We start from the raw sequence: 23,278 nt of genomic DNA, 5'->3' as shown, positions 1-23,278 counted from the left end.
AAACTCCCTAGATGATAATCAGCTGACCTTCAATGGCGCCCGCTTGTTTAAGCGCTTGTAAAATCGCCATTAAATCTGAAGGAGCTGCACCTACTTCGTTCACTGCGCGCACGAGATCATCCAATGTTAATCCCGGCTCAAACTTGAACATTTTGCCTGACTGCTCCGATACCTCAATGTCTGTGTCTGGAACAACCGCGGTATTTCCACCACCTAACGCATTTGGCTGGCTGACGTTCAGGTTCTCTTTGATTGCCACTGTCATGCCACCATGAGTCACCGCAGCAGGTTTCAGACGAACATGCTTACCTACCACGATGGTGCCTGTGCGTGAATTAACGATGATTTTGGCAGAGCCGTCAGCGGGGTTGAACTCTATGTTCTCTAATGCAGATAGGAAAGCGACTCGCTGACTGACTTCTCGTGGGGCACGTACTTTAACAGATGTCGCATCAATTGCCTGAGCCATTTGAGGACCTAAGAAGTTGTTGACTGCATCCGCCATGCGTTGTGCAGTTGTGAAATCCGACTCCAGAAGGTTAAAGGTGATGTAATCACCACGACCAAACGGATTAGGGATCTCACGTTCCACTGTCGCGCCACTTGAAATGATACCTACTGTTGGGTTGTTACCGACAATTTTAGAGCCGTCAGCCCCCGTTGCACTGAATCCACTCACCACCAGATTACCTTGAGCAACTGCGTAGACTTCACCATCCAGACCTTTCAGGAAGGTTTGCAATAATGTACCGCCGCGAAGACTTTTCGCACTACCAATGGAAGAGACGGTAATATCGACCTGCTGACCTTGCTTAGAGAAAGCGGGTAGCTCTGCCGTCACAATTACGGCGGCGACGTTTTTGGTCTTTGGTTTGGTGCCCGGTGGCAATTGGATGCCGAAGTTTTGAAGCATGGCATTGAAGCTTTGGTCAGTAAATGGTGTGGACTCCCCCGTGCCTGGTAAACCCGTTACCAGACCGTAGCCAACCAATTGGTTACTACGAACCCCTGCAACTTTCGCTACATCCTTAATTCGTGCCGCTTGCGCTGAACTCACTGTCAACATCATCAAACCGGCGACCATTACTGCCCATCTCTTCAACATGTCAAAACTCCGACAATTCTCTCACTTACAGAGCTACATTAAAGAATCGTGCCAAGAATCCAGGCTCTTGCATATCTTGTTGATTTCCGGTGCCAGAATACTGAATTCGTGCATTAGAAATTCTTGTAGACTCGATAGTGTTGTCAAAAGAAATGTCATCCGGACGAATTGTGCCGCTTAGGCGGATATATTCATCCCCTGTATTCAACGTCAGCCATTTTTCACCACGGATAATCAGATTCCCGTTGGCTAGCACCTCAATCACTTCAACCGTAATTGAACCACTTATGCTGTTTGACTGGTTCGCCGATGCATTCCCTTTGAATTTGTTCTCGTTACTTAACTCATAAGAAAAGTTGTAATCTTGAATCGTCAGTTCTTGTCCACCAACACTCAAAGGGTCCATGGATGCGTCGTTAGACTTGCTTAAATCCGCGTCGGCACTTTTTGCCGCTTTGGTGTTTTCCGACAGCATGACGGTCACGATGTCACCAATACCGTGTGGCTTGCTGTCATCATAAAGATTCTGTGCAAAGTGCGTATTAAACAGCGACCCAGTAGCCGTAGCGTAGTGCGCTGGCTTTTCTTTAGGGTGAATAGGCGCCCAGGCAGGGTCGCCTGCGACTGGATCGGTTCGACCACGAAGTGTGTCTACGATTCCATTACCGCCTTCGTTAGACTTGTCGCCTTCAATGGCATCGACCACCGTTGTGCCAGCATTAGGATCCGTCGTTTCAGGCGGCTGCAGCGAAGAACAGCCCGCCATCACTAAAGTCATAAATACAAATAGTATACGCATCATGGTCAAGCCCTCATTACAACTGCTGATTCACGAAGCTCATCATCTTATCTACTGATGAAATCACTTTTGAATTCATCTCGTAGACACGCTGCGCTTCAATCATGTTCACCAGTTCTTCTGTCACGTTAACGTTGGACGTTTCCAGCATAGACTGACGAATGGAGCCTAAACCTTCCAGGCCAGGAACCCCTTCCTGTGGATCGCCACTGGCACCTGTTGGTAGGTACATGTTCTGACCGATTGGTTCCAGACCACCTGGGTTGATGAAGTCAACAGTGGTAATTTGCCCCAGAACCTGGTTATTTTGTTGACCACGAACTCGGACCGACACTTCACCATCGTTACCGACCGAAATAGAGATCGCATTATCAGGAATGACAATTTCAGGCTCTAATCGGTAGCCAGAGCCAGACGTAACAATTGCGCCTTCGCCATCCAGCGTAAACTGACCGTTGCGGCTGTAGCCAATGTTGCCGTCAGGCAGCAGTACCTGGAAGAAGCCATCGCCTTCAATCATCAAATCGAGTGCGTTACTGGTGGTTTGCGCATTACCATTGGTGTGGACTTTTTGCGTCGCGACCACTTTGGAACCTGCGCCCAACATCAGACCGGAAGGCAGTTCTGTGTTTTGCGAAGACTGACCACCAGGCTGGTTAATGTTTTGATAGAAAAGATCTTCAAATACCGCTCGACTCTTCTTATAACCAACCGTTGAGGCGTTCGCCAGGTTGTTCGAGATGGTTGAGATATTCGTTTGCTGAGCATCTAAACCCGTTTTACTTACCCATAATGCTGGATGCATAACTCAATCCTCACTTAAATGCTAGCTAGAACGAAGAAGAGATTCGGACGCTTTGTCCATATCTTCTGCGGTACTCATCAATTTGACCTGCATTTCAAACTGGCGCTGAAGGTCAATCAAACTGGTCATTTCACCGACGGCATTCACGTTACTGCCTTCCACCGCGCCCGTCATAATCTTGATGTTGGCGTCAGCTTCGTATTCGTTGTTGTCATTCTTTCCGCGAAAAAGACCATTGGTATCTTTGTACAAAGAACGGTTATCGGTTGCCGTTAACTTAATTCGGTCAACCACTTCGATGGCATCGGCAGGAGCACCCTGCGGGATAACCGAAATAGTACCGTCACGACCGATTTCGACTTTGCTGATAGGAATTGGCAAGGTTATCGGTGCACCGGTTTCACCTAACACTAGGTGACCAGAGCTGTTGGTAAGCAGACCGGTTTGATCGATGTGCAGGTTACCGTTTCGGGTTAACCCTTCCTTACCTGTTTTATCCATAACCGCAATCCAACCATTGCCTTCTATGGTCACATCCAGATCACGGCCTGTTGTAATCACGCTGCCCTGAGCAAAGCTTTGCCCCGGACGCTCAGTCATGCTGAATACGCGAGATGGCAAACCATCGCCATACGCCTGCATAGAGCGAGCCTGCGCAAGATCAGCACGGAAACCCGTAGTGCTGACGTTAGCCAGGTTGTTGGCTCTTAGCTGCATTGCCTGCATGTTTTGTTTTGCCCCGCTCATCGCGAGAAACAGTGAACGATCCATGGTGTGCTCCCATAAAAGTCTATGAAAGCTAAAAAGCAATTAGTATGCCAAAAAATACAACCAATTGATATATAAGGAAATTAATGAATTTCTTGGAGAGAGTTTGAGCGATAAGATCAGACAAGATCTTGCCAGAAGAACAAGCATTGCCGCACAAAGCGGCAATGACAGATGATTGAAGATACTATCGGATTTGCAGGATGTTCTGTTGCAGACCGTTGTGAACTTCTAGAGAACGGGAGTTCGCCTGGAAGTTACGCTGTGCAGAAATCAAGTCCACCAGCTCCTGAGTCATATCAATGTTCGATTGCTCGAGCGTACCGCTTGATACCGAACCGAATGAACCTTTGTTAGATTCACCCCAGATCTTGTCACCAGAAAGCTGAGTTGAGTTCCACTGAGTACCGCCTTTCTTATCCAGACCTTGCTCATTCGGTACACGTACAAGCGCAACACGCCCTAACGTTACCGCTTCACCGTTTGAATAAGTGCCCATGATACTGCCGTACTCATCAAAATCTAACTTAGTAAGGAAACCCGTTGTAGCACCGTCTTCGTTGAATTTAGTCAATTCAAACGGGGCAGCAAACTGAGTGGCTCCTAACTGGTTGATCTCAATCTGTTGGTTGACGTCTGCACCATTTAGCTCAATAGGAACCGCACCAGTACCAAGAGGTTCAGTTACGATTTTCTGACCGTTGTTAATACTCGACAACGTACCATCGTTATTAAAGCGAATGGTATGCCCGACATGCCCGTTAGGTGCTGTCACGTCTCCTCCAGTTACATTCACTGGCTTTTCACCAGCTTTGTCAGTCACTGTGTAGTAAGAGTGCCAAGTATTCGGTTGAGTCGAATCTTTCAAGTAGTACGTTGTCATCTTGTAAGACTGACCCATTGAGTCATAAATGGTCGAAGATGTTGAACGGTTATAAGTGGTCGGGTCCGTGGTATCAAACAAAGCCGGATCTTTTAATTCACCGTTTGCTGGCACGTTCACGCCCAGTTCAACATTTTCTGTTGGTTTTGGTCTGCCGAATTCTGCTGGAATGTTTATAGGCGAAGGCTCATAGGACGCGACTTCCCCTGTATCAGGGTTCACCTGATAACCGAGTAGGTATTCTTCATTCGAAGTTACCATGTAGTTATCTTTGTTTAGGTGAAACGCACCATTACGAGTTAACTCGTTTGATAGTGGCTCCAGACGTTCTTTTGCTACTGCAAAGAAGCCCGTACCTGAGATACGCAAATCCATTGGGTTATTGGTATAAATACTGGAACCTTCATGGAACTGTTGCGCCACTTTGTGAGCCTGCGCACCATTACCTGTCGCGGTTTTCGCGTTGGTAAAGATTGAGTTCGAGTAAACATCACCAAACTCGGCACGCGACTCTTTAAAGCCAAATGAGTTGGCGTTCGCAATGTTGTTACTGGTTGTATTCAAGTCCAGTTGAGCAGCGGATAACCCGCTAAGAGCAATATAAGACATTCCAAATTCTCCTATCTAGCTAGCGCTTTTACGCTTTTCCAACTTCTAGTACTTCAGCTAGTCGAACTGGCGATTCAAAGCCAGCCAGATTGAGCAGTACATTCCCATCACCTTTGCCAAGGAGTACGCTGTTCACGTTAGCGTAAGTAGATACTTCAAACTCACGCGTTTCTCCATCCAGCAAACCACCCGCTTTCACGGCGTATTTACCACCCGGCAATGGGTTACCGTTTTCATCTAATCCGTCCCACTCCACCTTGGCATCACCAGCAGGTTTTGCGCCTACGTCAAGGGTACGAACAAGTTGACCTTGTGCGTTCTCAATGCGGACAAACAAGTTATCCAGCGCTTGAGGAACCTTGACCATGGCAGACATGCCAGCGTTGTCAGGTTTCATGCCTGCGGCGCCTGGTACCAGAACATCACGACCAACCAAAGACGAAGCTTGAAGCGCTTGGTTAGACGTCATTGAAGAGTTAAGACTTTCAAATTGATTGTTCATTTTCCCGATGCCGTCGACGGTCGCAAATGAAGCCATTTGCGCAATCATCTGGTCATTGCTGACCGGCTTAAAAGGATCCTGTTGAGCTAACTGCTTGGTCAGCAACGAGAGAAAATCTTCTTGTTTAAGATCATTTTGCCCCGTTGTTTTCTCAGGCTTGTTCTGCTCTTGCAGGGTTTTAAGCTGATCAACATAGGACAAGCCGCTCTGACCAACATTGTTGATTCCGGCCATTACGTTACCTCCTTATCCCTATTGACCCATCTGCAGCGTACGCAGCAGCATTTGTTTGCTTGCATCTGCTACTTGCACATTCGTTTGGTATGCACGAGAAGCAGAAATCATGTTCGCCATTTCTTCCATCACATTAACGTTTGATTTGAAGATATAACCTTCATCATTCGCCATCGGATGTTCTGGGTTGTACTCCGCATCGAGTGGTTTATCACTCTCGATGATACCCATTACTTTCACTGGAACATTGTGGTCGCGGTTATACTTAGCCTTGCTTAACTCCGCCCCAAACACAGCGTGGCGAGCTTTGTAAGTTTCCTCCGCAGAGCTACTTACACTGTTCGCGTTTGCCAGGTTGCTAGAGGTGGTATTTAGACGAACCGACTCAGCGCTCATGGCAGACCCAGTCACATTGAATACATTAAATAAGCTCATCTACTTACTCCCCTTTTAAGGCTTTAGTTAGGTTCTTAAACTTACTGCCTAAGAAATCCAGCGAAGCTTGATGGCGAATTTGGTTTTGCATAAACAGGTTACGCTCCAAATCGACATCAACAGTATTACCGTCACCCGTGTCCGGCTGTGTTGGTAATCGGTATAAAGTGTCCCCAGCAATATTGGTAGTGGCATTAATATGCCGATCGTCCGTACGAGAAAGACCAAAGCTTGCCCCCGACTTTGCCGCTTTAAGCGCCTTGTCGAAATCCATGCCCTTCGCTTTAAAGCCCGGTGTATTCGCTTGTGCAATGTTAGTGGAAATCACTTCAGCATTGCGCTCACGTAGCCCGACCGTGTGTTGGTGGATACCCAAAGCTTTATCAAACGAAATAGTCATATCTTGCCTCTACCAAAAGAACTGACTTACCTGTGAATCAATTTGCAATCTGCATGCCAAGTTTTTTCTGGAAGCCTAAAGAAAATGAAATCACAGCTGTAATACAAGCAAATATTAAGCCAAAGGATGTGCAAACAGTGGATGTACACTACGTATTTCTTTGGAAGATCCCGTCTGATCTTGCGATCTCAGGGTTCAAAATATTTGGAATGTCATTAGTGAGTGTATACCTATCGCCCGATTTAGTCAGCTATGGCGAGTTGAAGAAGAGATGTGGCAATAAAAAGCCCGGCAAAAATTGCCGGGCTAGATAAAGCATAAAATGCGGTTACTTGAGCTTGTAAATAATACCAGGGTTGCAACGAACCATATCGAATCGATCAGTAAGACCGGTCAGCGATTCCGAAGCCCCCAATAGTAGGTAACCGCCTGGGTTTAGGCACCCTGCCATCTGGTTAAGCACTTTTGATTTCATATCTGGTGAGAAGTAAATCAAAACGTTACGGCAGAAAATGATGTCGAACTTACCCAGAAGTGAGTAGCTATCCATTAGGTTCTGAGGGCGGAAGTTAACCATGCGCTTAACATTGTCCTTCACCTTCATTTTGCTGTCGCCCGCGTCTTCAAAGAACATTTTGCGACGCTCAGGAGATAAACCACGACCCAGTGCCAGGTTGTCGTACACACCAGCTTTACACATGTCTAGCATGCTAGAAGAAATGTCTGTTGCTGTAATAGAGACATTAGGCAACATGCCTGGTTTTTTGGATTGCGTTTCCAAAATGGTCATCGCAATGGAGTAAGGCTCCTGTCCAGAAGAACTTGCGGCAGACCAAATCTTAATTGGGCGCTTGTTTGCCGCCACTTCCGGCAACAGCTTTTCAGACAATACCGAAAACGGGTAATTGTCGCGAAACCAAAGCGTTTCGTTGGTTGTCATCGCATCTACCGCAGCAACTCGAAGCTCACGGTTTCGCCCTGTAATGACATCTTTTAACAAGTCAGATAGCGATGAAACATTGAATTTGCTAACCAGAGGACTCAATCGACTTCTGACCAAATACTGCTTACTGTCTCCCAGAACGATCCCACACTGGGATTCTAGAAAACGGCTGAAATCGCGATACTCTTGATCGCTTATAGTTATAGCTGTCATTCAGTTCTCTTTAACCAGATACCGCTGCTTTAACCGCTGAGCCTAACTCATCTGGGTTAAACTTCGCAATGAATTCGTTTGCTCCAACACGCTCAACCATTGCCTGGTTGAACACACCACTCAAGGAGGTATGAAGAATCACGTGAAGATCTTTAAGATCATTATGACGACGGATTTCCGCGGTAAGCGTGTAGCCGTCCATTTCTGGCATTTCGATATCAGAGATAACCAGTGAAATTTGTTCGTAGATGCTGCCTTCTGACGCCATCTCAACCAATTTCTCATAAGCTTCTTTACCGTCTTTCACGGCAATAGCTTCAAAGCCAAGCCCTTCAATCGCACGTTGAACCTGCTTACGTGCAACCGTTGAGTCATCCGCAATAAGAATACGACGAACGATTTCTTTCTCTTCTTGTATGTTAGCGATTTCCTCTTTGATGTCCTCACTCATGGTTTCATCAATAGGAGAAATTTCAGCCAAAATCTTTTCTACATCGAGAATTTCAACCAACTCGTTGTCTATGTTAGTAACAGCGGTCAGATAGTTAGCTTTACCCGCACCATCTGGCGGTGGAAGGATCGATTCCCAGTGCATGTTAATGATCCTTTCAACAGAACTGACCAGGAACGCCTGAATGGTTCGGTTGAATTCAGAGATCACCACGAAGCACTTGTCGAGATCTGTAGTTGGACGCCCCCCGGTAGCCAAGCTTAGATCAATAACAGACACGGTTTGTCCGCGAATATGCGCGACACCTTTCACCAAAGGGTGTAAGTTAGGCATCGACGTCAGCTTGGGACACTGGAGAACTTCTTTTACTTTGAATACATTTATGCCGTAACGTTGACGTCCCATTAGACGAAACGTTAAAAGCTCTAATCGGTTTTGACCGACGAGTTGTGTGCGTTGATTCACCGAATCAAGAATACCCGTCATAAGCGCATCTCCATCTCAAGCATTTTCTAGTAAAGTATAATGAAAATCTGACAACCAAGATCATTACATACAAAATAGCGTATTATAAGGTAATTCTCAGTATGCAATCTATATCTAAGTGTAGAGCTTTCTGCAAAAAGTTTGGGAAAAGTATCGGCTTTTGTTTAACTTTCTTTAGCCTATATTGTTCCGCTGCTACTGAGCAACAGATCAAGGATATCCAAAACGCCGCCGAAGCACACGTAAAAGCGACATTAAAGACCGCCTCATCGGACAAGTTGGAGCTGCACGCAGCTAACCTGGACTCCCGTATTAAAGCGACGACCTGTCCATCACCTTTGGTGACCTCTTCCCCCTCCAACTCACGCTCAACCACCAACATAACTGTATTAGTTGAATGTGCAGAAGACAACTGGCGAGTCTACGTTCCGGTGCGCATTTCGTTGATGCGACCATTGGTCACTGCCCTTCGTCCACTAGCCAGAGGTGAACTTGTTAATAAATCAGATATTAGCATAAGTTTTGTCGAACAACGTGCTTATCGTCGATTCGGTTTCAATCAACTGGATCAAGTCGCCGGTGCAAAACTCAAGAAAAATATACGCCAGGGAGAAGTAATAGAAAGAGGCGACATTTGTGTAGTGTGCAGAAATGAAACCGTTGTAATTAAAGCGGTTAAAGACGGACTGGTGATCACAACCAAAGGCAAATCCCTTTCCGACGGAGCACAAGGCGAGGAAGTGAGGGTGAAAAATACCAAATCAAATCGTATAATTAGTGCTATAGTAACTGGAATTGCAGAAGTAACCGTTACGTTTTGATCTGTACAAAGCGGAAAATGAAAAAAGTCGATCTTTTGAGAAAAAATTAGTTAAAGTTTTCCAAACGGGTGTCGATACCATTTGTACAGGTTCTCTTTCATTTGCGAATAAGGCTCAAACTATGGCAAGCATTGATCAATTAAGGTCCGGGCAGAATGTGGCAACTAGCCGCACTCAAACCCGTACAGATTCAAGCGCTACGTCGCGTTCTGATTCTGTCGCCGAACCTAAAGGCGGCAAAGATGCCGTCTCGCTAAGCCAAGAAGGCAAAGCGATCGGTCAACTTCACCAGTCTATGGCTGCCGAGCCGAGCTTTGATAGCGCGAAAGTTGCTGCTATTAAAGAGGCAATAGCAAACGGATCCTACACTGTAGATCCTGAGAAGCTGGCAGAAAACATGGTGAAGTTTGAAGATGAACTAGCTGGACTGTAATAGCTGCAGTCCAGCTTTTTTTCACTCCGAAATCTATGGCAACATTAAAAAGTCTACTCGAATACCAAATCCAGAATGCTCAATCCCTTTCGGACTTGTTAGAGCAGGAAAAAGTCGCTATCGCCAACCGTGTCTCCAAAGACATTGAATCTCTGGCGAAGAACAAACTCGATCTTATCAACCAACTTCAGCAGACAGATCAAAGGATCGGAGAGCATTCCGACGTCGATCAACTCAAAACCAATAATGATTTTGAAGACAAAGTCAGTCAGATCCAATCTTTGGTGGCAGAGTGCCAGCAAATGAACGAGATCAACGGTGAAGCACTGCAGCGCGCTCAATTAAGCTTTAATAAACTTCACAACCTGATGCAGCAAAGTCGCAGCAAAATTGGTATGACCTATAACGCGGGCGGGCAAACACAAACCGTTTCGACCTTAGGCACAAATATCAAAGCCTAAAGAAACTCAATCTAGATCGAATCCGTTTTTAAGAATCAAAAAGCGGCAACCACTTGGTTGCCGCTTTCGATTTATTGAGCACTTTAACTTTATAAAGAAACCGTTGAAGAGAATACCGGATAGGTTCAATTAGAACAGTGTCGATTTCTTCTTAACAGGTACTTGCTGGACATCACCATACTCGCGCAGCTTATCCATCTTATCGATGTCTAGCTTAAGCTCGGTCACATAGTTATCGCCGACGGCATAGGTTCTCACCACTTCAGCACCACGGATCACACCATCAACTGCACCTGACGCATACTCAGTACCTAAGCGTTGATCCTCTAGATCCGAACGGGCACTGACTCGTAAACCATAAACTTGCTCCGCCAATTCACGGTAAGCATCCACTTTTGAGGCGCGAAGTGCACGAACTTGTTTTTCCTCAGCGGTACGCCCTCTTTGTTCACTGATGCTGGCGTATCCGACCGCAACTAAAACATTCTCGCCACGGTTGTTAATTGGCTGGCAACCTACTGCCACCAGCGCGGTAATCAATAAAAGTAACTTTTTCATCTCTCTCACCTTAATCCCTGCTTCGGACTACTCTATGGACGTAGGATAATTGTGTTCTGCGTTTTCATCTCTGGATCAGAGCGAATGATCACACCGTCCTGAGTTCGAATGCTTCGCAGAGTTTCAAGGTCTCGACCAATTCGGTCTGCCGGCAAGAAGCCTTGTGCTGTTGCGACTACAATACGTGTTTGCATCCCTACCACTCGGGCATTGACCAATACACCGCCTTCCTGACGCAGCATCGTTCCCGTCAGAACGTATTTCACGTCTTGCTCGCGAGCCAGCTCTTTCCAGTCGCGGCTGAAAGCAAAGTCGCCTTCCTGCGTTACACGAATCGAGCCGGTAGTTTTAAAGTCAACCACCTTAAATCCACGGCGCTGGAACTGATGGATAAACCCTTCAGATACTGAGTTACCCAGCCAGTTAGTGGTATCCATATTCTGCAAATCAACAAAAGACGTGATTGCAATGGGTGAGCGCGCTGAAACACTCGTGTTAGAAAGGATCAACTCTTCAGTCAAACTTTCTACAAAGAAATCCATTGTATGACGTGGTGTATCCATCAGCATAAAGCGGCTGCCTGGGTACGTGTCTTTACCGTCATAAATGGGTGAAAATGCGCATGACGCTAACAGCGATGTCATTGCGACGACAAACCATTTTTTCATTCTCTTCATCTCCGGATATACTTGGCTTCATTACTCCAACGTGTTTACCAGTTGTTGGAACAATACTTGCTTTTCCTTAGTTGCTCGCTAAGAAAAAACTCACCGAAACCTGCTAACCAAGTATTTAGCAAAAAACATACCCAAATGGTAAAACACCGATGAAAAAATACGATTTCCGAACCATCTTGTTGATATTCAGTTTGATATTTTCTGCTGGTATTCGTGCGGCGTGGTATGAAGTCAACGGCGATGCCACCATAGTGTCAACAAAAGAGATAGCAAGAATTCACGCCATTGAAGATGCCCTCTATAAAGCCATGAGTTTTTCTGGCGCCGATATCGGCACTTTGAGTTTTATTCAGCCTTTTTTAGAAGATCCTCGTGAAGAATATCAGTTTACTAACCATGAAGTTCGCTACGTAAGAGTGGTTAGTGAAGAGGAATCAGGCGGCAAAGTACGTTTAAAAGTACGGGTAGACATTTACCCTTCGGCAAAGGGTTGCCATGTTGATCAATATAAGAAGACATTTGCGGTTGGCTTGATCGACATCGTTGAACCTACCCAGGCAGTTATGGGCAGTATGTATTATCTCGGTCGAGATTACGGCACCATTATTAGCCGCCAGCTAAATGAAGAGTCCCTGAGTTTCTACTCTGTTGGCACCACACAATACGAGATCCGCAAAGATCAGCCTGAAGTCGTCAAAATGCTGGCTCAGGATACGGGTGCACAATACTTAATGACGGCATCTATTACCGATCTCACTGCGACTATTGAATCTTCACTCTTGGGAAGAGAAACCATCAACCGCCAGTTTGCTATGGAAGTCAGCGTGTTTGACGGTAAAACCGGCAACGAGATGTACACCAAAAATTATCGCGAGGTCGCACTCTGGCCATTCCCTAAGACCAGTAAAGTCGACACCAAAGGCGCACGATTCTGGTCTTCTACTTATGGCACCATGATGATGCGGGTAAGCCGCAACGTGATGCTGGACTTAGAATCTGAGCTGTCCTGTAAGATCACCCTGCCTGAGATTGTGGCAATAAAAGACGGTGTAGTGACTATCGACCTAGGTCGTCGACATGGCGTAAAGAAAGGCGACACTTTGCAACTATGGCATACCGGAGCTTTTGTTGACCAACACGGCATAGCACGTAACCGTGTATCCAAAAGTGATATAACTTTAACTGTCACTCGTGTATACGACAAAGGTGCAGAACTTGTTATCAACCAACCTAATCTGGCTAGAAGTGTGCAAATAGGCGATGTAATGCACAAACAAATTTTCGATTAAAACCAAACGCTTAACTTCGTGAGAATTTTAGGTATGATGAAAATACGCCGCTCCCGTGGCACAGCTGGATAGCGCGGCCCCCTCCTAAGGGGCAGGTCACAGGTTCGAATCCTGTCGGGAGCGCCATATAAAACAAAGCCTTAGCTTATTTTTTAAGCTAAGGCTTTTTTGTTTTATCTTCATAAAATCCCAGAAAATAATGATTACTCACTCTAAACTTTTGAAAGTATTGAAAGAATCTTTTCAATAACCAATTGAAAATGAGAAGCACTATCATTAGGATTACTTTGGTTTTATTAATATTTTTTATGAATTGTTATGCTTTGTTGCAAAAAACTGAATTGCCGATACAAAAAAAGCAGCGATCCTGTGCTGGTAGATATCTCACTCGATATAAAGGAGCATGCGTTTACCGCTCTGATTGGACCGAATGGGTGTGGTAAATCCACCTTAGTTAAAGCTTTTTTGGGTCAGGTACCGTATGTGGATGGAAGCCTGCACTTGAACGGGCAGGACATCAGTAAACTCAATGCCAAAGCCCTCGCAAAACGAATAGCCTACTTGCCGCAAGAAAGTTTTTGCCCGGACTACTTAACTGTCGCCGAACTTGTGAGCCTGGGAAATTACAACCGACAAAGTATTTTCGGTCGCCAGAACACAATCCAAAGAGAGCTGGTAAAAGCGGCTTTAGAACAGACCGGACTGCAAGACATGGCTGGCAAGCAGGTGAATCAACTGTCGGGTGGTCAGCGTCAGAGAGCATGGATTGCCATGGTTTTAGCACAAGATGCAGACATCATCATATTAGATGAGCCCGTCAATCACTTAGATATTAAGTATCAATACAGCACTCTGGATTTAGTTTCTTCTTTGAAAGATAGAGGAAAAACGGTAATCAGTGTTCTCCATGATCTTAATCAGGCGGCACTTTACGCTGACGAGGTCATTTTACTTGATCAGGGGCACTTGGTCGCGCACGGACCTACCAAGCAGGTTATCACTGAGAAAAATATCAAGCAAAGCTTTGATTTTGATGTAGATGTTATACAGCTTGATGATCGCCTCACCTGTTTACCTAAACGAATCAAAAACCACGGTGAATCTAATACGATAGAGCCCTTCAAAAAAGTTGCAGTAGGTATATGAAATTAAGATTTTTTTCCTACGCCATCGTTCTAACGATTTTCTTCGTAACATTGATGCTCAACCTGTCATTTGGTGCAAAATCCGTCGAGTGGTTAGAGATTCTAAAGTCCTATTTCGCTTTTAATGATCAAAGCTATGACCACTTTATTATCAGGCATCAACGTGAACCCAGAGCTCTCATCGCTATATTTGTCGGTGCCACCATGGCGATATCTGGCGCAGTGCTGCAGGGTTTAACTCGAAACCCATTAGCTTCCCCTTCTCTTCTGGGAATTAGCTCTGGCGCTAGTCTTTTTGTTGTATTTTTTGGTTTTTACTTCGTTGTACCGCTTGAGTTTCATGGTTACATCGCCCTAGGAGGCGGTTTCTTTGGCTTTATCAGTGTGGTTTTGTTATCCAAAATTGCTGGTATTAAAAACGATCCACGTAATCTCTCACTGATTTTGGCCGGTGCCATTGTTTCCATGCTTTACGGCGCTATCGCCAACTCACTCATACTTGCGGACCAAAACCTGAGAAACAGTTTAATGAACTGGCTGAGCGGTAATATCAACCACGTCTATTTTGAACGTCTCACCGAGTTTTGGTGGTTGGGTCTGTTGGCATTTATATTACTGTGGAGCCAAAGTCACGCGTTGACATTGATGACTCTGGGTGTAGAAAAAGCGGAATCAGCAGGAGTCTCTGTAAAGCGAACTCAGCTAATTGCCATACTCTGCTGTGTCACCGCTTCCAGCGCAGCCGTCGCTATTTGCGGTCCTATCGGCTTTATTGGGTTGGTCGTTCCCCATATTGTCAGACCTTTTGCTGGTGCGCATTTTGCTCATCAACTGCCCATGAATGCATTCGTTGGAGCCACAATCGGATTGTTAGCCGATATGGTTGCCAGACTCGGTTTTGCACCTTTTGTCCTTAACACGTCCGTTGTTATGGAGTTGCTGGGTGGAATCGTATTTATATTCATTGTCAGACATTTTTATTTGAGCAATGGAGCCAAAACCGCATGATAACGGACACGTTAAGTGGTCAACGCGCCTTCAACGTCTTTGGATTTGAAGTCAAACTTCACAACTTTGCCGCCATGCTGACATTAGCAATCCTGACCTTGTGTGCAATGGCTTGGTCCATTTCCTTGGGTTCCATTGATACCTCTTTCTGGAATGTGTTTGAGGCATTGTTGGGCATTAATAATAGTGTGGATCAGCAATGGGCAATTTACGACGTTAGGTTACCAAGGCTTATTTTGGCAATAATGGCGGGGGCAGCCATTGCCCTAACTGGTGCGATGCTCCAGTCATTAACTCAAAACCCACTCGCCGACCCAGGGCTACTCGGACTTAGCCAGGGCTCGATGATCATCATAATGATCCTGATGGTTTTCTTCCCCGGCATAGACCGAGCTTATTATCCGTTCGCCGCTATGCTGGGCGGTCTTGCCGTAGGCTTTTTCATTCTGTCATTAACTGGTCGACACTTCTCGGGTGGCATTGCCATTTTATTGATGGGAATCGCTGTTGAATCAGCGCTCTCTTCAATCACCTTAATCATACTCCTCTATACCCCTAGTGAAGTTTCATACAGCCTGGGTATTTGGCTCAATGGCTCTTTATTTTTAAGCAACTGGCAGGCTATTTTAGATTTTCTTCCCTGGATAATATTAGGGCTGCTAATCATGATATTTGCGGCGAAACCACTATCGATATTGGAGTTGGGTAGCCTTCGGGCTCGCACACTAGGCAGCGCAACTGAAGTAAGTAAGCCGTTGATCCTCATTGGATCTGTACTCATCAGTGCCGCCTCGGTTACCGCTGTTGGACCATTAGCTTTCCTAGGAGTTTTAGCACCACAATTAGCCGCTATTGTTTCACGAGCAACAGGATTTACTCGTCTGGTACTGGCGGCCCAGATGGGCGGGTTAATTTTAATCCTGGCAGATACACTCACTCGAGTACTTATCTCGACTGCGTATATGCCCGTTGGTTTGACCATTATCATTATTGGCGCACCAATTTTTATTATCTGCCTGCGAATACGTTTATTAAATCAAACACGGTGAAAAGTATGAAAAAAATAGCGTCAGTCTTTGCATTAGCGGCATCAATGAATCTTCACGCAGGGACGATAGAGGATGATGCTGGTCGAAAAGTAGAAATGCCAGACGAAGTTCAAAAGGTAGTTGGGGGGCACGATGCTCTGATCACCTTGTCACTTTATGAATTGGGTTTTGATGTTGTCGGGACGTTTGGTCGAAAAGATCCGGTCTCTGGCGATTGGTCGGTATTTGGGTTGAAAGAGATATTCAACGTTACTGCAAAAGAAGCCGGGATGAGCCCAATAGGTAGCTATGATGGTCCAGACATGGAAGGGATGAAAAAACTCTCTCCAGATCTAATCGTGTTACCCGAAGGAACCGAAGCTCAGGCTGATATGCTAGAAGATATTGCCCCGGTATTTATTCAAAACACTTTCTCAAATGGCGTATACGGTTTGTCTGCACAGCGTGAAATGGCTGAGCGTTTTGGCGCACACGACAAACATGACAAACTTCAATCAGAATACGAAGCTCGTGTGGCAGACATTCGCTCGCGCCTGCCATTTAATCCTGAAGAGAAAGAATTCGTCGCCGTTATCGTACTTGATCAAATTAACGTAGCCAATGGATTATCGGGCATGATGCAAACCATGACTGATCTGGGCTTTAAGCAACCGAAGTGGCTAAAAGACGCCGGATTTTTAGTGCCTCTGTCACCTGAAAGAATCGCTGATATCGACACTGACCTGTTGCTCATGATGCCTGCTTATGTACTTCCTGATCGTTCAGAAAAAATAACTCGTGGGCTATTAGACAAACTCGCTCCAGGGTGGGAACTGGCAATTGAAGCGGATAATAAGGGCAACATGATTATGGCAGACAGTTTGCACTTGGTAACTCCAACCTATGCTGCCGCACATAACACGTTGGATTTGATTGAAAAACACTATGGGTTAAATAAAAAATAGCGACCCGCTCTATCTTGAATTCGCGGACGGACAGCGAAACATCAGAAAGCTAGAAGAAGCATTTGGTGACAGCATAAATTGCTGTCACCTAGCTTTCTCTTACTCTACCTTCAATGAACCTTTCATAATTGCCCAGTGTCCAGGGAAAGAACAGAAGTACGTAAGATCTTTGCCTTTCAGATCTGCCGTCGGGAAAGTCACCGATGTAGTGTCTCCACCACCAATGATCTTAGTAAAGGCAATAACACGTTTGTCACCAGGTGGCACGTAGTTGTTCGCAAGACCTGCCTTCGCGGCATCCAAGGCAACTGGTTGGAAGTTTGCCGTCTCTGCCAGTACCCAGTTGTGACCCATTGCATTTGCAGGTAATGATCCAACGTGTTTTAGTTCGACAGTAAAGTTTTCACAACTTGCAGGTACTGTGATGGCTTTAGTATTGAATTGCATCGCATCTGTCGCTTCAACCGTTATTTTACAAGGGTTTGCAAGCGCAGAGAATGAAAACAATCCAAACACCGCTATCAGTAACTTCTTCATTTTGGGCTCCTTTAACTTTTCTTTTTAGTGATGATTCATTGATAAATATACTCATTATCAATAGTAGATTATTTAACCATAGTGAAATATAAGGAAATAGAGGTCTAGATCATTAAAAACGCTACTAAAGAAGAAAAAGCTCAATACAAAGGTCTGCTCCAGTGAGAGATATTGTAATTTTGAATCAAAATCGCATTGTTAGAGCCCATCTGTTGAATGCGCTGGATGCCGCAGATTGCCAGTAAAACCTAAGATAAAGACAATAAGAAAAATGAGGGAATTAAAGCTCGATTTATGTCATAAGGTGCTGTTCTTAACAAATTTATTTGCTTGAGTGCTTCGAACCTAAGAAGCATGAAAAAGATCTATTGTAAAAATGTGACTGGCGTGCCGTGAGAGTTGCGGCGCTCTTCAAACTTTATATAAATTCTTCTATGCTTTTTTATAAGTAACAAACATATCAATTTCGTTCTTTATGAAAAAAAGCAGCCTAACAACAAGTACCGGGCACAGGTTTATTTCTAAAAGCAAGACCGCATTTAAGATTCATATTCATACACCTGACGACACTGTACTTCACCGCTCAGTCGGCTTCGTGCGTATTGGAGAGAAGAAAGGACTTCAGAAAGCCATCAAACTGCGCAATGAACTGGGTAGGGAGATGTGGGGAAAGTTTTGGCGTCGCTTGCTTAAAGATCCTTATCTGATGACCCGACTGCCTCACAGTGTAGAACCTGTGATTGTGTATAAGCCAAACCCGACTAAAACTGACCCTGAACATAGGGATGCGTGTTACTTGGCAAAGTGGCGCGAGTTTGATGAAAACGGGGAATACAAATACAAGACCAAGGTCTGTTCCATTAACAAACATGGAAAGCTGGCGGCATACACTCAAACTAAAAAGGCCTTGTTAGAAGCGCATAAACACAATATTGAGATTCTGACTTATATGGGTCGGCTTAACAGCATTGATCTCAAATAAATATGATTCAATACGATCAAAAAAGGCTGCATACGCAGCCTTTTACTTTCTGTTTTCGCCGATTATGCGTTGGCTTCACGCTCAGCGATGAACTCTAGTGCCATTTTGATGCGAGCGATGACGCGTTCTTTGCCAATCAACGCCATAACTGCATCAACAGATGGAGACTGACCGCCGCCCGTTACCGCAACACGCAGTGGCATGCCAATCTTGCCCATGCCAATTTCAAGCTCTTCACAAACAGCCGCGATAACACCTTCTTTGATGTTCGCTGTTGCCCAGTCTTCAAGCGCTTCAACTTTTGCCAGTGCCAGCTCTAGTGGACCTTTCGCTACACCGCGTAGGTGTTTCTTCGCCGCACCCGCTTCAAACTCAGAAAAGTCTTCGTAGAAGTAACGAATTTGCTCTGCCAGTTCTACTAGCGTGTTGCAACGCTCGCCTACCAAAGTGATCACTTCAGTTACGGCAGGACCGTTTTCTGTGTTCAGGTTCTGGTTGTCCAAGTGCCATTGCAGATGCTCTGCTACGTAGCCTGGGTCAGACGTTTTGATGTAGTGGTTGTTCAGCCAGTGCAGCTTTTCTGTATTGAAAGCTGAAGCCGACTTAGAAATTGCATCTAGGCTAAACAGCTTGATCATCTCTTCTTCAGAGAAGATTTCCTGATCGCCATGAGACCAACCCAAGCGAACCAAGTAGTTGTTTAATGCGTTTGGCAAGTAACCTTCATCACGATACTGCATTACAGATACTGCGCCGTGGCGTTTAGACAGCTTGGCACCGTCGTCACCCAGAATCATTGCGCAGTGTGCAAAAGTCGGAACTGGTGCACCCAGTGCTTCATAAATGTTGATTTGACGAGGTGTATTGTTAATGTGGTCTTCACCACGTACTACGTGAGTGATTCCCATATCCCAGTCATCCACAACAACTACAAAGTTGTAAGTTGGTGAACCGTCAGTACGACGAATGATCAAATCGTCCATCTGATCGTTAGCAATCTCAATGCGACCACGGATTTGGTCATCAAATACTACGCTGCCCTCTTTTGGGTTGCGAAAGCGCACAACACAAGGGTCACCGTCTTTTGCCGCTTCGTTTGCCGCAACAATTTTTGGATGATTTGCGTCGTAGCGAGGCATTTCTTTGTTCGCTTCTTGCTCTTCACGGATCTCGTCAAGAAGTTCTTTTGACGCATAACATTTGTAGGCTTTGTCTTCTTCAAGAAGCTTTTCTACAAACTCGTTGTAGCGGTCGAAACGCTTAGATTGGAAGTAAGGACCTTCATTCCACTCAAGGCCTAGCCACTTCATCCCTTCCAGAATCGCATCCACGGCTTCCTGAGAGTTACGCTCCAAATCAGTGTCTTCGATACGCAGAACGAATTCACCGCCCTGATTTTGCGCGTATAACCAAGAGTAAAGTGCGGTACGTGCACCACCAACATGAAGATAGCCTGTTGGGCTAGGAGCAAAACGAGTTTTAACCGTCATGGGATTTCCTTTGGGTGTTTAAAAGCGGCACCCATTGGGGTACCGCGCAGATAAGGACGAGAAATTGGCGACATTTTACCACCCAATTGCAATTGTACAATGGGCAAAAACAGAGCGTGATGAAGCCTTAAGAAGTGCTTTGCAACGCTATCTGAGTTTCCTGATGCATTTCACGTAACAACAGGTAAAGCGGCAAGCCAAGAGAAACACCGACCAAGCATGTACCCAGTATCGGTTTCCATGCCTGAGTAAAGCCTATTTTCTTACTGTCGTAGAGAATAAAGCCAATTAAAACAACCGCAGAAATCAGAACATCTAACCAGGCAAACAACCCGATTTTAGTACTATTTATGTGTTCAAATATCAAAGGAATGGAGAATCCAAATTCACCAAACCAGGACAAAAGCGCCGCGTACGGCACCACCGTTCCCACAATACAGCCAACTAAGTAAAATCCTTTCATCCTGCCTCCTAAATCCTAAACATCCAAAAAAGTTGTAACGCTTGTTGACCTTCCCCTTGAGGGAAGGTTTATTCTCATCCCTAATCGAGATTCTTATGAGACGGCTTATGACCAGTTATACGCTTCCTCTCCATGGTTTAAATTGCATGGGATGCGCCAGAAAAGTTGAAAAGGCATTAACCGAACTGCCAGACACTTCCGTGACCGCCATTGATAAACACCAGGTCAATCTGGAGACTAACGCACCTCTCAAAATCCTATTTAATGCTATTCAAAGTTTAGGCTATCAAGCTGGCCATAAACAGGAGCTTAGCTTATCCGGCTTAAGTTGTGGAAAATGCGTAAAAAAACTGCAGGATAAATTTGCACAACATTCGCAAATTTTCAGTTTTGATGTAACCAAAACGGACGCATCAGTCTATTCGCTTCTTGAACCTGAGGAGCTGATATCTATTGTTGAATCGGCGGGATATCAGGCTTCTCTACCAAGTGAAGAGCTATCTGAGGTAACAGAAGAAGTAACCGAGCCAGCCCTTCAATCAGTCTCGCCCGTTCAGGTCAGTGAAACAGAAACTATTCAGCTCACCCTCACCGGAATGACCTGTGCCAGTTGTGTTTCCTCAGTCGAAAAGTCGCTACTCAAAGTAGACTCGGCAAAGAAAGTTCAGGTAAACCTGGCAGAGCAATCGGCACTGGTGTTTGTTGATGACGCATCTGACAAGGTCAAAGCGGAACTAATCCATTCCGTAGACAGCGCAGGCTATGGTGCCGAAGTTGTCACCAGCGAACAGGAACGCAGAGCACAACAAGCCGCCCAGTCTCAAGCAGCAATGAGTCACCATAAGAAGGCATCTTTCCTTGCGCTTTCTATCGGAGCGCCTTTGATGCTTTGGGGGGTATTGGGTGGCAACATGATGATCCGTCACACCCAAGATCAATGGATTTGGGGTTTCATCGGTGTCATCTGCCTGTGGCTGCTTGCCGTGCCTGGCAAACACTTTTTCGTGAATGCCTGGAAATCACTGACTCACAAGCGAGCCACCATGGATACCTTAGTGGCACTCGGAACGGGGGCAGCATGGCTTTATTCCATGATAGTGGTGTTATTCCCAGAATGGCTTCCAGCTCAATCCCGCCACGTGTATTTTGAAGCCAGTGCTATGATCATTGGCTTGATCTCACTTGGTCATTTCATCGAGGCTAAAGCCAAAGCCAAAACCACCCAATCCTTAGAAGCATTAATGGATCTTCAGCCCGAAACCGCCATTGTTATCAATGAACATGGTCAGGAATCAGAAGTCTCACTCAGCCAGGTCACGATAGGAATGAAACTACGCATTCATCCGGGGGCAAAAATTCCGGTCGATGGCGAAGTCATTCAGGGTGAGAGCTACGTCGATGAGTCCATGCTCACAGGTGAACCCATCCCCAAAGCGCGTTCAGTAGGGGAACAGGTTTCAGCTGGAACCATTAACCAGGACGGTGCTTTGATCATTCAGGCAACAACCGTTGGTGCGAACACCATGCTTGCTCGGATAATCACTATGGTGAGACAAGCCCAAAGCAGCAAACCACAAATAGCTAAATTGGCAGACTCCATTTCTGCGGTCTTCGTACCTGTGGTCGTTGCTATTGCCATTGTCTCAGCACTGATCTGGTACACCGTTGGTCCTGCTCCACAAGCCAGCTATATGTTGATTGTGGCAACGACAGTTCTGATCATCGCTTGCCCATGTGCACTGGGGCTGGCGACGCCCCTCTCGGTGACGGTTGGTGTCGGTAAGGCAGCAGAGTTAGGTGTACTTATCAAAGATGCAGACGTTATCCAGCAAGCGAGCAAAGTCGACATGGTCGTGTTCGACAAAACGGGCACATTAACCGAAGGTAAACCCAGCGTCTCTCACGTTCAGTACTTTGGTGAATGGTCTGAATCCAATTTGCTTTCTTTGGTGTACGCCGCTGAAAGCAGCTCTGAGCATCCTCTTGCTAAAGCTCTGTGTGCGTTCTCCGACAAAGCAAAAAACACATCTTTGGTCGTAGATCAGTTTGAAAACCACCGAGGAAAAGGGTTAGCCGCCACAATTAATGGTCAGCAGATCCATATTGGTAACGCCAAATTTGTTGGTGGAGAGAAAGTCTTCAACTCAGAATCGAAACCTCAAGGGGGATTCACCGAGGTCTACGTTACAGTAGACAGCACCCCGGCAGCCGTTTTCTACATTTCCGACAGCGTGAAACCCGAGGCAAAAGAAGCGATTACGCTGCTTCATGATATGGGCATCAAGGTTGCAATGCTTTCAGGCGACAACCAGAGAGTCGCCCGATCTGTTGCTAATGCATTAGGCATCGATGAAGTGATTGCGGATGTGCTTCCGGATCAAAAAGCGTCACACATTGAGCAGTTGCAACAACAAGGGTACACCGTTGCTATGGTTGGCGATGGCATCAATGATGCACCGGCTCTTGCCCTTGCCAATGTAAGTATGGCGATGGGTGGTGGCTCAGATCTTGCGATAGAAAGCGCTCAGATGACCCTTCTCAATACGTCTCCGGTTACGGTTGCCAAAGCCATTGAGCTTTCAAAAGCCACCGTGAAGAACATGAAACAAAACCTGTTCGGGGCATTTATTTACAACACATTAGGAATACCAGTAGCCGCTGGCGTTTTGTACCCCGCTTTTGGATTCCTGCTCAGCCCAGTTGTAGCTGGTGCTGCCATGGCGCTTTCTTCCATCACGGTAGTCAGCAATGCCAATCGCTTGCGATTATTCAAAATAAAATAGAGGTG

General features: G+C 45.7%; 25 protein-coding genes and 1 tRNA gene. 11 read left to right on the top strand and 15 right to left on the bottom strand.

Features of this window, described 5'->3' with window-relative positions; translation table 11 throughout:
• Positions 1 to 7: 7 nt before the first annotated feature.
• The 10 genes from QMG91_RS04325 to QMG91_RS04280 form a co-directional block, all read right to left on the bottom strand.
• A complete protein-coding gene (locus QMG91_RS04325; RefSeq protein WP_375342721.1) occupies positions 8 to 1,084 on the bottom strand; it encodes a flagellar basal body P-ring protein FlgI in 1,077 nt (358 codons plus the stop codon).
• Between the two features lie 46 nt (positions 1,085 to 1,130).
• Positions 1,131 to 1,907 carry a flagellar basal body L-ring protein FlgH gene (flgH, locus tag QMG91_RS04320; protein WP_004401567.1) on the bottom strand — a complete coding sequence of 259 codons (777 nt, stop codon included), beginning with the start codon at positions 1,905 to 1,907 and terminating at the stop codon, positions 1,131 to 1,133.
• 13 nt (positions 1,908 to 1,920) lie between these two features.
• Positions 1,921 to 2,709 (bottom strand): flagellar basal-body rod protein FlgG, encoded by a 789-nt coding sequence (flgG, locus tag QMG91_RS04315; RefSeq protein ID WP_004401565.1) that lies wholly within the window; start codon positions 2,707 to 2,709, stop codon positions 1,921 to 1,923.
• A 21-nt stretch (positions 2,710 to 2,730) separates the two neighbouring features.
• Positions 2,731 to 3,480 (bottom strand): flagellar basal body rod protein FlgF, encoded by a 750-nt coding sequence (locus QMG91_RS04310; protein ID WP_004401562.1) that lies wholly within the window; start codon positions 3,478 to 3,480, stop codon positions 2,731 to 2,733.
• A 184-nt stretch (positions 3,481 to 3,664) separates the two neighbouring features.
• Positions 3,665 to 4,969 carry a flagellar hook protein FlgE gene (gene flgE / locus QMG91_RS04305; RefSeq protein WP_022591368.1) on the bottom strand — a complete coding sequence of 435 codons (1,305 nt, stop codon included), beginning with the start codon at positions 4,967 to 4,969 and terminating at the stop codon, positions 3,665 to 3,667.
• A gap of 28 nt (positions 4,970 to 4,997) precedes the next feature.
• Positions 4,998 to 5,705 (bottom strand): flagellar hook assembly protein FlgD, encoded by a 708-nt coding sequence (locus QMG91_RS04300; RefSeq protein ID WP_004401559.1) that lies wholly within the window; start codon positions 5,703 to 5,705, stop codon positions 4,998 to 5,000.
• A gap of 18 nt (positions 5,706 to 5,723) precedes the next feature.
• Entirely contained in the window at positions 5,724 to 6,140 is a 417-nt protein-coding gene (gene flgC / locus QMG91_RS04295) for a flagellar basal body rod protein FlgC (protein WP_004401558.1), read from the bottom strand.
• A gap of 4 nt (positions 6,141 to 6,144) precedes the next feature.
• On the bottom strand, positions 6,145 to 6,540 hold the full coding sequence (gene flgB, locus QMG91_RS04290) for a flagellar basal body rod protein FlgB (protein WP_004401557.1): 396 nt from the start codon (positions 6,538 to 6,540) through the stop codon (positions 6,145 to 6,147).
• Positions 6,541 to 6,868: 328 nt separating this feature from the next.
• On the bottom strand, positions 6,869 to 7,696 hold the full coding sequence (locus tag QMG91_RS04285) for a protein-glutamate O-methyltransferase (RefSeq protein ID WP_004401554.1): 828 nt from the start codon (positions 7,694 to 7,696) through the stop codon (positions 6,869 to 6,871).
• Between the two features lie 10 nt (positions 7,697 to 7,706).
• Positions 7,707 to 8,633, bottom strand: coding sequence for a chemotaxis protein CheV (locus QMG91_RS04280; protein WP_004401553.1), 927 nt, complete (start codon positions 8,631 to 8,633; stop codon positions 7,707 to 7,709).
• A gap of 74 nt (positions 8,634 to 8,707) precedes the next feature.
• Here QMG91_RS04280 and flgA point away from each other — a divergent pair, with 74 nt between their 5' ends.
• From flgA to QMG91_RS04265, 3 genes are all read left to right on the top strand, one after another.
• A complete protein-coding gene (flgA, locus tag QMG91_RS04275) occupies positions 8,708 to 9,454 on the top strand; it encodes a flagellar basal body P-ring formation chaperone FlgA (RefSeq protein ID WP_038123296.1) in 747 nt (248 codons plus the stop codon).
• A gap of 121 nt (positions 9,455 to 9,575) precedes the next feature.
• Positions 9,576 to 9,887 carry a flagellar biosynthesis anti-sigma factor FlgM gene (gene flgM / locus QMG91_RS04270; protein WP_004401551.1) on the top strand — a complete coding sequence of 104 codons (312 nt, stop codon included), beginning with the start codon at positions 9,576 to 9,578 and terminating at the stop codon, positions 9,885 to 9,887.
• 35 nt (positions 9,888 to 9,922) lie between these two features.
• Positions 9,923 to 10,348 carry a flagella synthesis protein FlgN gene (locus QMG91_RS04265; RefSeq protein WP_281829099.1) on the top strand — a complete coding sequence of 142 codons (426 nt, stop codon included), beginning with the start codon at positions 9,923 to 9,925 and terminating at the stop codon, positions 10,346 to 10,348.
• Positions 10,349 to 10,477: 129 nt separating this feature from the next.
• Here QMG91_RS04265 and QMG91_RS04260 read toward each other — a convergent pair whose 3' ends face one another.
• Both QMG91_RS04260 and QMG91_RS04255 read right to left on the bottom strand, forming a co-directional pair.
• Complete coding sequence (locus QMG91_RS04260; RefSeq protein WP_004401549.1) at positions 10,478 to 10,906, bottom strand: LPP20 family lipoprotein; 429 nt, start codon at positions 10,904 to 10,906, stop codon at positions 10,478 to 10,480.
• 32 nt (positions 10,907 to 10,938) lie between these two features.
• Positions 10,939 to 11,574 (bottom strand): FlgO family outer membrane protein, encoded by a 636-nt coding sequence (locus QMG91_RS04255; RefSeq protein WP_004401548.1) that lies wholly within the window; start codon positions 11,572 to 11,574, stop codon positions 10,939 to 10,941.
• Positions 11,575 to 11,732: 158 nt separating this feature from the next.
• Here QMG91_RS04255 and QMG91_RS04250 point away from each other — a divergent pair, with 158 nt between their 5' ends.
• The 6 genes from QMG91_RS04250 to QMG91_RS04225 all read left to right on the top strand — a co-directional run bounded on the left by QMG91_RS04250 (position 11,733) and on the right by QMG91_RS04225 (position 17,018).
• Positions 11,733 to 12,872 (top strand): flagella assembly protein FlgT, encoded by a 1,140-nt coding sequence (locus QMG91_RS04250; protein WP_004401547.1) that lies wholly within the window; start codon positions 11,733 to 11,735, stop codon positions 12,870 to 12,872.
• Between the two features lie 49 nt (positions 12,873 to 12,921).
• Positions 12,922 to 12,998 (top strand) — tRNA-Arg (locus QMG91_RS04245).
• A 243-nt stretch (positions 12,999 to 13,241) separates the two neighbouring features.
• Positions 13,242 to 14,018 (top strand): ABC transporter ATP-binding protein, encoded by a 777-nt coding sequence (locus tag QMG91_RS04240; RefSeq protein ID WP_281829095.1) that lies wholly within the window; start codon positions 13,242 to 13,244, stop codon positions 14,016 to 14,018.
• Positions 14,015 to 15,025 (top strand): FecCD family ABC transporter permease, encoded by a 1,011-nt coding sequence (locus QMG91_RS04235; RefSeq protein ID WP_281829093.1) that lies wholly within the window; start codon positions 14,015 to 14,017, stop codon positions 15,023 to 15,025. The genes QMG91_RS04240 and QMG91_RS04235 overlap by 4 nt, the downstream gene beginning before the upstream one ends.
• On the top strand, positions 15,022 to 16,074 hold the full coding sequence (locus QMG91_RS04230) for a FecCD family ABC transporter permease (protein WP_281829091.1): 1,053 nt from the start codon (positions 15,022 to 15,024) through the stop codon (positions 16,072 to 16,074). The genes QMG91_RS04235 and QMG91_RS04230 overlap by 4 nt, the downstream gene beginning before the upstream one ends.
• 5 nt (positions 16,075 to 16,079) lie before the next feature.
• Positions 16,080 to 17,018: an ABC transporter substrate-binding protein gene (locus QMG91_RS04225; RefSeq protein WP_281829089.1), complete on the top strand. Its 939-nt coding sequence runs from the start codon at positions 16,080 to 16,082 to the stop codon at positions 17,016 to 17,018.
• Between the two features lie 99 nt (positions 17,019 to 17,117).
• Here the strand turns inward: QMG91_RS04225 and azu are convergent, their stop codons facing one another.
• Positions 17,118 to 17,555 (bottom strand): azurin, encoded by a 438-nt coding sequence (gene azu / locus QMG91_RS04220; RefSeq protein WP_281829087.1) that lies wholly within the window; start codon positions 17,553 to 17,555, stop codon positions 17,118 to 17,120.
• A gap of 475 nt (positions 17,556 to 18,030) precedes the next feature.
• Here azu and QMG91_RS04215 point away from each other — a divergent pair, with 475 nt between their 5' ends.
• A complete protein-coding gene (locus QMG91_RS04215) occupies positions 18,031 to 18,537 on the top strand; it encodes a hypothetical protein (protein ID WP_004401540.1) in 507 nt (168 codons plus the stop codon).
• Positions 18,538 to 18,599: 62 nt separating this feature from the next.
• Here QMG91_RS04215 and gltX read toward each other — a convergent pair whose 3' ends face one another.
• Both gltX and QMG91_RS04205 read right to left on the bottom strand, forming a co-directional pair.
• The gene (gene gltX / locus QMG91_RS04210) at positions 18,600 to 20,027 is read right to left on the bottom strand and encodes a glutamate--tRNA ligase (RefSeq protein WP_281829085.1); all 1,428 of its coding nucleotides are present in this window, start codon (positions 20,025 to 20,027) and stop codon (positions 18,600 to 18,602) included.
• A 127-nt stretch (positions 20,028 to 20,154) separates the two neighbouring features.
• Positions 20,155 to 20,490 carry a DUF2834 domain-containing protein gene (locus tag QMG91_RS04205; protein ID WP_004401538.1) on the bottom strand — a complete coding sequence of 112 codons (336 nt, stop codon included), beginning with the start codon at positions 20,488 to 20,490 and terminating at the stop codon, positions 20,155 to 20,157.
• Between the two features lie 107 nt (positions 20,491 to 20,597).
• Between QMG91_RS04205 and QMG91_RS04200 the strand changes: the two genes are divergently transcribed.
• Positions 20,598 to 23,273, top strand: a complete 2,676-nt coding sequence (locus QMG91_RS04200; protein ID WP_281829083.1) for a cation transporter — start codon at positions 20,598 to 20,600, stop codon at positions 23,271 to 23,273.
• The last annotated feature ends 5 nt before the right edge of the window (positions 23,274 to 23,278 follow it).

This window comes from Vibrio nigripulchritudo, from assembly GCF_027924785.1.
GTDB lineage: Bacteria > Pseudomonadota > Gammaproteobacteria > Enterobacterales > Vibrionaceae > Vibrio > Vibrio nigripulchritudo.
Note: the sequence above shows the minus strand (reverse complement) of the source record. Positions and strands in the feature narration are given on the sequence as shown.

Excerpts from the sequence above, each read along its gene's own strand:
- QMG91_RS04205 (WP_004401538.1), bottom strand. The coding sequence starts at position 20,490 with ATGAAAGGATTTTACTTAGTTGGCTGTATTGTGGGAACGGTGGTGCCG.
- QMG91_RS04250 (WP_004401547.1), top strand. The coding sequence starts at position 11,733 with ATGAAAAAATACGATTTCCGAACCATCTTGTTGATATTCAGTTTGATA.
- QMG91_RS04235 (WP_281829093.1), top strand. The coding sequence starts at position 14,015 with ATGAAATTAAGATTTTTTTCCTACGCCATCGTTCTAACGATTTTCTTC.
- QMG91_RS04300 (WP_004401559.1), bottom strand. The coding sequence starts at position 5,705 with ATGGCCGGAATCAACAATGTTGGTCAGAGCGGCTTGTCCTATGTTGAT.
- QMG91_RS04200 (WP_281829083.1), top strand. The coding sequence starts at position 20,598 with ATGACCAGTTATACGCTTCCTCTCCATGGTTTAAATTGCATGGGATGC.
- QMG91_RS04215 (WP_004401540.1), top strand. The coding sequence starts at position 18,031 with ATGAAAAAAAGCAGCCTAACAACAAGTACCGGGCACAGGTTTATTTCT.
- QMG91_RS04225 (WP_281829089.1), top strand. The coding sequence starts at position 16,080 with ATGAAAAAAATAGCGTCAGTCTTTGCATTAGCGGCATCAATGAATCTT.
- flgB (WP_004401557.1), bottom strand. The coding sequence starts at position 6,540 with ATGACTATTTCGTTTGATAAAGCTTTGGGTATCCACCAACACACGGTC.
- QMG91_RS04255 (WP_004401548.1), bottom strand. The coding sequence starts at position 11,574 with ATGAAAAAATGGTTTGTCGTCGCAATGACATCGCTGTTAGCGTCATGC.
- flgH (WP_004401567.1), bottom strand. The coding sequence starts at position 1,907 with ATGATGCGTATACTATTTGTATTTATGACTTTAGTGATGGCGGGCTGT.
- QMG91_RS04285 (WP_004401554.1), bottom strand. The coding sequence starts at position 7,696 with ATGACAGCTATAACTATAAGCGATCAAGAGTATCGCGATTTCAGCCGT.
- flgM (WP_004401551.1), top strand. The coding sequence starts at position 9,576 with ATGGCAAGCATTGATCAATTAAGGTCCGGGCAGAATGTGGCAACTAGC.
- QMG91_RS04230 (WP_281829091.1), top strand. The coding sequence starts at position 15,022 with ATGATAACGGACACGTTAAGTGGTCAACGCGCCTTCAACGTCTTTGGA.
- flgG (WP_004401565.1), bottom strand. The coding sequence starts at position 2,709 with ATGCATCCAGCATTATGGGTAAGTAAAACGGGTTTAGATGCTCAGCAA.
- QMG91_RS04325 (WP_375342721.1), bottom strand. The coding sequence starts at position 1,084 with ATGGTCGCCGGTTTGATGATGTTGACAGTGAGTTCAGCGCAAGCGGCA.
- gltX (WP_281829085.1), bottom strand. The coding sequence starts at position 20,027 with ATGACGGTTAAAACTCGTTTTGCTCCTAGCCCAACAGGCTATCTTCAT.
- flgE (WP_022591368.1), bottom strand. The coding sequence starts at position 4,969 with ATGTCTTATATTGCTCTTAGCGGGTTATCCGCTGCTCAACTGGACTTG.
- QMG91_RS04265 (WP_281829099.1), top strand. The coding sequence starts at position 9,923 with ATGGCAACATTAAAAAGTCTACTCGAATACCAAATCCAGAATGCTCAA.
- QMG91_RS04280 (WP_004401553.1), bottom strand. The coding sequence starts at position 8,633 with ATGACGGGTATTCTTGATTCGGTGAATCAACGCACACAACTCGTCGGT.
- flgC (WP_004401558.1), bottom strand. The coding sequence starts at position 6,140 with ATGAGCTTATTTAATGTATTCAATGTGACTGGGTCTGCCATGAGCGCT.
- QMG91_RS04260 (WP_004401549.1), bottom strand. The coding sequence starts at position 10,906 with ATGAAAAAGTTACTTTTATTGATTACCGCGCTGGTGGCAGTAGGTTGC.
- azu (WP_281829087.1), bottom strand. The coding sequence starts at position 17,555 with ATGAAGAAGTTACTGATAGCGGTGTTTGGATTGTTTTCATTCTCTGCG.
- QMG91_RS04310 (WP_004401562.1), bottom strand. The coding sequence starts at position 3,480 with ATGGATCGTTCACTGTTTCTCGCGATGAGCGGGGCAAAACAAAACATG.